Raw genomic sequence first — 8,203 nt, 5'->3', positions numbered from 1 at the left:
CCCGGCGGCGGCGGCGCACCGTACGGTGCCGCGCCCTGCTGCTGCCACGGCGCGCCGGGCGCGGGCGGGGTCGGACGGCGCTCGTACCCGCCCGGGGCGGCCGGCGGCTGCGGCACCTGGGCGGCGGGCTCCTCGCCGGCCAGGGTGCGGCTGCGCACCCGGTACAGGCCGGTGTCCAGCTCGTCGGCCTTCTCCAGGGTCACCTGGAGCGGGCCCATGAAGCTGTAGCGCTGCGCCTCGGCGTACTCGCGGACCATGCCGGCGAGCTCGGTGCCGAGCTGGCCGGCGTACGGGCTGAGCCGCTCGTAGTCGTGCGGGCTGAGCTCGACGATGAAGTCGTTCGGGACGACCGTGCGGTCGCGGTTCCAGATGGTCGCGTTGTTGTCGCACTCGCGCTGGAGCGCGCCGGCGATCTCCACCGGCTGGACCTCGGACTTGAACACCTTGGCGAAGGTGCCGTTCACGAGACCCTCGAGCCGCTGCTCGAACTTCTTCAGGACTCCCACGGGGCACCCCCTTCCAGGGCGTCGGCCGGGCCGCGCTCGCGGGCCGGGTTGCGGTTTTCCGTACTGATCGTATCCACGTCGGGCCCATCCGTACGGTTCCCCGGGAACGTGGTCCCGGGGCGTGAGACCGGGCACACCGCCCACCACCTGCCCGGCAGGTGCCGGGGCGGGGGCGTGCGCCGGGTGCGGACAGCAGTGCGGAACGAGCCGCACGGCATGCGGGAGGTACCCGCACCGGGCCCCGCTCATCCCTCGGTCACCCGTTCGTCCGCCCCGTGCAGGAGCGGGTCCCCGGGGTGCGGGGAAACGGATTCGGAGGTAGCCCGGAGGTCGTGCTAATGTTTTCCACGTCGGAAGGGGCGCCCGAGAGGGAGCCGAACGGAAGACCAAGCGAGATACGGTAAGGTTCTCGTCAGGTCGGAAGAGCGGGAAGCATCTTACGACAGCACCCATGCGCGGGTGGCGGAATAGGCAGACGCGCTGGATTCAGGTTCCAGTGCCCGAAAGGGCGTGGGGGTTCAACTCCCCCCTCGCGCACAGCGAAGCCCCGCAGATCTTCGGATCTGCGGGGCTTTCTCGTTGTGGCGGCGACTTACTGCGGTGGCGACGTATTTTGGTGGCGACCGCCCGCGAACATCCGTGTCGGCACGGACCGCCCGAACGGCCGCCCGGCATTCCGCGGGGAAATACCGGGCGGACCGGAAGTAGCGGGCGGACCGGAAGTGTGGCGGGGGCCACGTCCCGGACGGCGCCGCGCGCTCAGTCCGCCGTGGCGGGGAGGGCGGCGCGGACGGTGAAGCCGCCGTCCGCGGTGGGGCCGGCCACCAGGGTGCCGCCGAGCAGCTGGGCGCGTTCGCGCAGGCCGACCAGGCCGTGCCCGCCGCCGGGCAGCACCGGCAGGTCGGCCGAGCTCTCGGGCGGGGGCGCGTTGCGCACCTCGACCAGCAGGCGGGAGCCGCCGCCCGCGACCCGGACGGACACCGCGGCGCCGGGCGCGTACTTGGTGATGTTGGTCAGTGCCTCCTGGACCGTCCGGTAGGCGGCCCGCTCCACCGCCTCCGGCCAGTGCCGGCCGCCGGTGGACAGGTCGCTGGTCACCGGCAGGCCGCTGCCGTCGATCAGTTTCGGCAGGTCGGCCAGGCGCGGCTGCGGGGCGAGCGGCTCGGAGGGCTCCACCCCGGCGGCCCGCAGCACCCCGACCATCTGCCGGAGTTCCTGCAGGGTGCGGACGGCCAGCTCGCGGATGGTCGAGGCGGTGTCCCTGGCCGCCGGGTCACCGGTGGACACCTGCAGGGCGCCGGCCTGGATGGAGATCAGGCTGACCTGGTGGGAGACCACGTCGTGCATCTCGCGGGCCAGCCGCGCCCGCTCGGTGGCCAGCACCCGCTCGGCGAGCAGCCGGCTCTCGCGCTGCTGGCCGCGGGTGATCTCGTCCAGCCGGTGGGCGAGCTCGCGCCTGGTGCGGGCGAGCAGGCCGAGCGCGGCGGGGCCGGCGGCGAGCATCACGCACTGGATGGCATAGAGCGCGTTGTCCCGGTCCAGGGCGAGCGGGTGGTCGGCCAGCGGCCAGTGGAAGAACTCGACCAGGGCGAAGGCGGTGGCGCAGGCCGCGGTGACCTTCAGCGCCGCCCGCTGCGCGGCGACGGAGTAGACCGCGGTCATCGGCGCCAGCCAGATGTAGTTGACGAACGCCCCGGGCAGGGTCAGCAGCAGCACCGTCACCGGGAAGCGGCGGCGCAGCAGCAGGGCGAGCGCGGCCAGCACGGAGAGCGCGGCCTCCCACCACTTGCCCCCCTTGGAGACCAGGGCGGCGTCGACGAGGGAGACCAGCACCGGCAGCGACAGCATCAGCCAGGTCGCGGTGCACCAGGCCGGGAGGGCTCTCGGGCCGGTCATGCGCCCTGGCTCCCCTGGGCGCGGACCAGCCCGGCGCGATGGGCGACCACGGCGGCCTGGACGCGGTTGGCCGCGCCGAGCTTGGCGAGGATCGCGCTGATGTGGTCCTTCACGGTGCCGGTGCCCAGGTAGAGGCGGTCGGCGATCTCCGCGTTGGAGAGGCCCTCGCCGAGCAGGGCGAGCACGTCGAGCTCGCGGGTGGTGAGCTGGCGGGCCAGTGCGGCGGCGTCCGCGTCGGGGCCGCCGCCCTCGACGTAGCCGTTGATGACGGTGCGGGCGACGGTGGGCGAGAGCATGCTGCCGCCCGCGGCGAGCACCCGGACGGCGTGCACCAGCTGTTCGGGGGCGGTGTCCTTCAGCAGGAAGCCGGCGGCGCCGGCGCGCAGCGCGGTGCCGATGTACTCGTCGGTGTCGAAGGTGGTGAGCATGGCCACGGCCGGCGGGTCCGGCAGGGCGCGCAGCCGGCGCAGCACGCTGATGCCGTCGAGGTCGGGCATCCGGATGTCGAGCAGGACGACCTGCGGGCGCAGCTCGACGGCCTGCTGCTCGGCCTGGCCGCCGGAGCAGCCGCCGACCACCTCCAGGTCGGGGGCGGAACCCACGATCAGGCCGAGGCCCGAGCGGACGAGGACCTCGTCGTCCACGATCAGGACGCGGATCGGTGGCATGGCTCTCCTCGGGCGTGCGCGGCTCGTCTTCGAGCCTAGGGGCCGGCGGGGCTGACTCCGGTCCACCGGCGGGGTGGTCACCCCCGCCGTTCGGCGGGGGTCGGAATCCGCTACCGGATTCACGCAATTCTCATCCGGGGTGGGGAACCATGGAACACGGAGCCCCCTGTGGGCCCTGGCCGCTCGGAGACCGGGTGTGCGGGCCGCTCCGTCCCTCCCCGGGTGTCGTACGGATGCGTCCCCCACGTTGATCGTCTGGAATTGGAGCTGTGTCCACCGTGAAGCCGGCGCCCACCGCCGTTCCCGCCGATGTCGGATCCCTGTCCGGGCTGCTCGCCCGGTGGCGGCCGCGGGCCGCCGCGGCGACGGTCTGGTACCTGAGGCTGCTGGCCCTGCTGAACCTGGTCGCGGTGCTGGCCGTGCCGTTCCGGGACCAGGTGCAGGAGCACAACGAGGGCGAGTACTTCACCCCCTACCTCCTGACGGCCGGTCTGACGACCGTGCTGCTCTCGTTGTTCCTCGCGGTCGCGATGCGGCGGCGCAAGCGGGCGGCGTGGATCTTCAACGCGGTGGTGTCGGGGCTGTTCTCGGTGCTGTACCTGCTGCTGATGCTGGTGCCGGACAGCCGGTTCGCGGACCACCCGATGAACTGGTTCTCGACCGTGCTGACGGTCGGCTTCTTCCTGGCCCTGCTGGTCGGCCGCCGGGAGTTCACCTCCAAGGGCGACCGCTCCAACCCCAAGACCGGGGTGGCGACCTTCATCGGCGGCCTGCTGTTCGGCGGCGTGGTCGGCGCGACCCTGGTGCAGCTGACCAACTCCGTGCACGGCACGGAGTTCGGCACCCGGTTCGGCTACGCGGTGGCCCGGATGGTGACGATCACCCCGTCCGGCCGTCTGGCGGACGAGATCGCCGTGCCGACCTGGGTGAACGCCTTCATCAACGCGATGGGCGCGGTGCTCTTCCTGCTGGTGCTGTACCTGTCCTTCCGCAGCCCGCGCGGCCAGGAGCTGCTGACCGCGGAGGACGAGGTCCGCTTGCGCGAGCTGCTGGAGCGGCAGGGCGAGCGGGACTCGCTCGGGTACTTCGCGCTGCGCCGGGACAAGGCGGTGATCTTCTCGCCGTCCGGGAAGGCCGCGGTGACCTACCGGGTGGTGGGCGGTGTCTCGCTGGCCTCGGGCGATCCGATCGGCGACCCGGAGGCCTGGCCGGGGGCGATCGACGCCTGGCTGGTGGAGGCCCGGGAGCACGCCTGGGTGCCGGCCGTGATGGGCGCCTCCGAGGAGGCCGGCGTGATCTACGCCCGGCACGGCCTGGACGCGCTGGAGCTGGGCGACGAGGCGATCGTCGAGGTCGACGAGTTCTCGCTGGACGGGCGGGCGATGCGGGTCGTCCGGCAGGCCTACAACCGGGTCAAGCGGGCCGGGTACACGGTGCGCATCCGCCGGCACGAGGACATCCCCGACGCGGAGATGGCGGACCTGCTCGACAAGGCCGACCACTGGCGGGACGGCCAGACCGAGCGCGGCTTCTCGATGGCGCTGGGCCGGCTCGGCGACCCGGACGACGGCCGCTGCGTGATGCTCGAGTGCCACGACGCGGACGGCGAGCTGCGGGCGCTGCTGAGCTTCGTGCCGTGGGGCCGCAACGGCCTGTCGCTGGACCTGATGCGCCGGGACCGCGACAGCGAGAACGGCCTGATGGAATTCATGGTCATCGAACTGCTGCAGCGCGCCGACGAGGTCGCCCTGGAGCGGGTCTCGCTGAACTTCGCGATGTTCCGTTCGGTTTTCGAGCGGGGTTCCAAGCTGGGTGCCGGTCCGGTTCTGCGGCTGTGGCGCTCGGTGCTGGGATTCTTCTCCCGCTGGTGGCAGATCGAATCGCTGTACCGGGCAAATGCGAAGTACCGGCCGATCTGGGAGCCGCGTTATCTGCTCTTCGAGAAGAGCAGCGAGATTCCGCGGATCGGCATCGCCAGTGCGCGCGCCGAGGGCTTCATCACGGTGCCGAGTCTCCCCGTCCTCTTCCGTCGCCGTCATGTCCGGGCCGCCGCGCAGGCCGTGCCCGGCGGGGGGTCGGCGGCGGAGCGGGACGGGTAGGGGTAGTCCCTCCGCCGGGGGGCGGAGGGCCGCCGCCGATCGGGGGGTGCGACCGCGTCCGGTGGTCGCCCCCCTCCGACTTGAGGATGATCCGCGATTCGCCTCGCAGCCTGACGCCGCCCGATTCCCCGGTGCCTACCGTGGATGTATCGGCGGGAGAAACCCCGGCCGTACGGGAAATGTCCCGGGAATTGCACGGCGGGGCGCGGGGGCGCCCGGCCGGAAAGCGGACGGGGAGATTCAGCGGTGGATCGGATGGCTCGTGCGGGGGGCGTACGACCGGGCGTCGGACCGGTGGCGGTCCGGGCCGCGGCCGCGGAGTGGGGCACGCTGATCGGGATCCTCCGGGCGCACGTGCGCCGGCACCGGTTGGCCTCCGTCCCGCTGGCCACCGCGGCGACGCTGCTGGTGCTGCTCTTCTCCGTCGTCCAGCACCTGCCGGGCGGGGAGCGGCTGGTCACCCAGGTCGGCGTGGTGCGGGCCGCGCTGCCGTTCGGGGTCTCGCTGCTGCGGACACCGCTCTCGCTGTACGTGCCCGCGCTGGACCTGCCGGTGTGGGGGGCGCTGGTCCAGGTGTTCCTGGTCTTCGGGATCGCGGAGATCGTCCTCGGCCGCCGGCTCACCCTGGCCGTCGCCTACGCCTGCACCCTGGCGGGCACGCTGTTCGCCCGGATCGGCGTGGAGCTCGGCCCGGACCACCTCTTCGGCTTCCCCACCTGGGTCGGCCACGTCCGGGACACCGGCCCGTCGGCGGCCGTGGTCGCGCTGGCGGTCTGCGTGGCGATCCGCTGCCGGGCCTGGTGGACGGGCGGCGCGGTGGTGCTGGCGATGGTCGTCGAGGCGGTGCTGCTGCCGAACCTCGCCGGGCTGGAGCACGTCGTGGCGGTGCTGGTGGCCGGGCTGATCGCCGCCTCGCTGGAGGTCTTCGGGCAGTTCTGGCCGCGGGTGCTGGCCGGGGTCGGCGCGGCCGCCTCGGTGGCGGCCGAGGCCGGTCCGCGGACGGCCGTACCGGTGGTGCGCTGAGGCCGTGACGGTGCCCCGCCGCACGGCTCCGGGCCGTACGGCGGCGCCTCAGCTCCTCGGCAGTGCCAGTTCGAACCAGACCACCTTGCCGACCGCCTTCCGGGCGGTGCCCCAGCGCTCGGCCAGCTTGCTGACCAGGTGCAGGCCCCGGCCGTGCTCGTCCATCGAGCCGGCCGGCTCCAGCGAGGGCAGGTTGTGGTTGTCGTCGCTGACCTCGACCAGCAGCTTGTCGACCCGGATCAACTGCAGCTGGACGTGGTCCCGCGCGACCCGGACGGCGTTCGTCACCAGCTCGCTGACCAGCAGCTCCACCGTGTCGTCCAGCGCGTCCAGACCCCAGGCGGCGAGCTGCCCGCGCACCAGCGACCGGGCCCGGCGGACCTCGTCCTCCGCCACGGCGAGCTCCCAGGTCGCCACCTCGCTCGGCGGCACACCGTCGAAGCGGGCGACCAGCAGCGCGACGTCGTCGGCCCGGTCGTCCGAGTGCAGCCGCTCCAGCACGGTGTCGCAGGCCTCGTCCGGGGTCTGCTTGGGGTCGATCAGGTTGCCGCAGAGCGCGGCCAGGCCCTCTCCTATGTCACCGCCGCGCACCTCGACCAGGCCGTCGGTGCACATCACCAGCATCGAGCCGTCCGAGACGTCGATCCGCTTCGCCACGAACGGCACCCCGCCGACGCCGATCGGCGCGCCCTCCGGGATCTCCAGCAGCTCGCCCCGGCCGTCGGGGTGCACCAGCACGGGCGGGACGTGCCCGGCGCTGGCCAGCTCGCAGGTGCGGTTGATCGGGTCGTAGACCGCGTACAGGCAGGTCGCGAGGTGGTCGTCGCCGAGCTTGTGGGCGAGGTTGTCCAGGTGCCGCAGCAGCTGACCGGGCGGCAGGTCCAGCGCGGCGAGGGTCTGCATGGCGGTGCGGAACCGGCCCATCGCGGCCGCCGAGTGCAGGCCGTGGCCCATCACGTCGCCGACCACCAGCGCGACCCGGCTGCCCGGCAGCTGGATCGCGTCGAACCAGTCGCCGCCGACCTCCGCCCGGGAGTCGCCCGGCAGGTAGCGGTGCGCGATCTGCACACCGGGGATCCGCGGCGGCCGGGTCGGGATCATCGACCGCTGCAGCGTGGTCGCGACCCGGGACTCCGCCCGGTGCAGCCGGGCGTTGTCCAGCGACAGCGCGGCCCGGGCCGCCAGCTCCTTGAGGGTGGCGGCGTCCGACTTGTCGAACGGCGAGCGGTCCGGCAGCCGCAGCAGCTTCAGGATGCCCAGCACCGTGCCCCGGGCGGACAGCGGCAGCACCAGCATCGACCGGCCGACCACCACCGGCACCAGGTCCGGCCCGCCGCCCAGCGAGGCCGCGTAGTCCACCGCCACGTCCGGGTCAATCACCGGCACCAGGACCGGCTGGTTCTCCTGCAAGGCCAGACCCGGCGGCGTGGAGCGGGGCATCGCGAGCAGCGCGCCCTCGTCGAGGACGTGATCCCAGTGGCCGGGGGAGCTGTTCACCGCGCGGGCGACCCGGCGCAGCATCGTCCGGTCGTCGGGGCGCTCGTCGGGCAGTTCCGAGTCGGAGATCAGCCCGTCGAGGAGGTCCACGCAGGCGAAGTCGGCGACCCGCGGGACGAGCACCTCGCACAGCTCGCGGGCGGTCTTGTCGAGGTCCAGGGTGGTGCCGACCCGGTTGCCGACCTCGCTCAGCAGGGCCAGCTGCTCGCCGGCCTGGCTGACGGTCAGCACCTCCACGGACGGCGGTGCCGGCGGCGCCGGGACCCCGGGGGTGTCGTAGGGATGTCCGTCCGGCCCGTCCGATCGGCCCTGCGGCGGAGCGGACCCGACGGCGGCCCGGACGGGCGCGGTGCCGTTGGCGGTGGACTCGATGGCTGGGCCTCCCTGGCTCTGGCCGTTCGCGGTGGCCGCCCCGGACTCGCGCTGCCCGGGAACGGTGGTGCCGATCGCCCGCCCGTCCTCGGCGCCGCGCGGCGCCCCGGCGGGCAGGACCTGCAGGCCGATCGTGCGGCGC

6 protein-coding genes and 1 tRNA gene are annotated in these 8,203 nt (G+C 73.5%); 3 read left to right on the top strand and 4 right to left on the bottom strand.

The features are described from left to right. On the bottom strand, positions 1-506 hold a 506-nt coding region (locus KSNIM_RS18815; RefSeq protein WP_263104379.1), incomplete at its 3' end, for a DUF3662 domain-containing protein. Positions 507-959: 453 nt separating this feature from the next. Here KSNIM_RS18815 and KSNIM_RS18810 point away from each other — a divergent pair. Continuing rightward, positions 960-1,043, top strand: a tRNA-Leu gene (locus KSNIM_RS18810). A gap of 222 nt (positions 1,044-1,265) precedes the next feature. Here KSNIM_RS18810 and KSNIM_RS18805 read toward each other — a convergent pair. Next, positions 1,266-2,402 carry a sensor histidine kinase gene (locus KSNIM_RS18805; RefSeq protein ID WP_263104378.1) on the bottom strand — a complete coding sequence of 379 codons (1,137 nt, stop codon included), beginning with the start codon at positions 2,400-2,402 and terminating at the stop codon, positions 1,266-1,268. Beyond that, positions 2,399-3,070: a response regulator gene (locus KSNIM_RS18800; protein WP_263104377.1), complete on the bottom strand. Its 672-nt coding sequence runs from the start codon at positions 3,068-3,070 to the stop codon at positions 2,399-2,401. The genes KSNIM_RS18805 and KSNIM_RS18800 overlap by 4 nt, the downstream gene beginning before the upstream one ends. A gap of 320 nt (positions 3,071-3,390) precedes the next feature. Here KSNIM_RS18800 and KSNIM_RS18795 point away from each other — a divergent pair, with 320 nt between their 5' ends. Both KSNIM_RS18795 and KSNIM_RS18790 read left to right on the top strand, forming a co-directional pair. Continuing rightward, the gene (locus KSNIM_RS18795; RefSeq protein WP_263108014.1) at positions 3,391-5,169 is read left to right on the top strand and encodes a phosphatidylglycerol lysyltransferase domain-containing protein; all 1,779 of its coding nucleotides are present in this window, start codon (positions 3,391-3,393) and stop codon (positions 5,167-5,169) included. Positions 5,170-5,424: 255 nt separating this feature from the next. Beyond that, positions 5,425-6,192: a hypothetical protein gene (locus tag KSNIM_RS18790; protein ID WP_263104376.1), complete on the top strand. Its 768-nt coding sequence runs from the start codon at positions 5,425-5,427 to the stop codon at positions 6,190-6,192. A gap of 48 nt (positions 6,193-6,240) precedes the next feature. Here the strand turns inward: KSNIM_RS18790 and KSNIM_RS18785 are convergent. After that, positions 6,241-8,203, bottom strand: a 1,963-nt coding sequence (locus KSNIM_RS18785; protein WP_263104375.1) for a SpoIIE family protein phosphatase, incomplete at its 5' end; no start/stop codon positions are given.

It is taken from the genome of Kitasatospora sp. DSM 101779 (assembly GCF_025655475.1).
Taxonomy (GTDB): Bacteria; Actinomycetota; Actinomycetes; order Streptomycetales; family Streptomycetaceae; genus Kitasatospora.
This window is presented reverse-complemented; position numbering and strand designations above follow the sequence as displayed.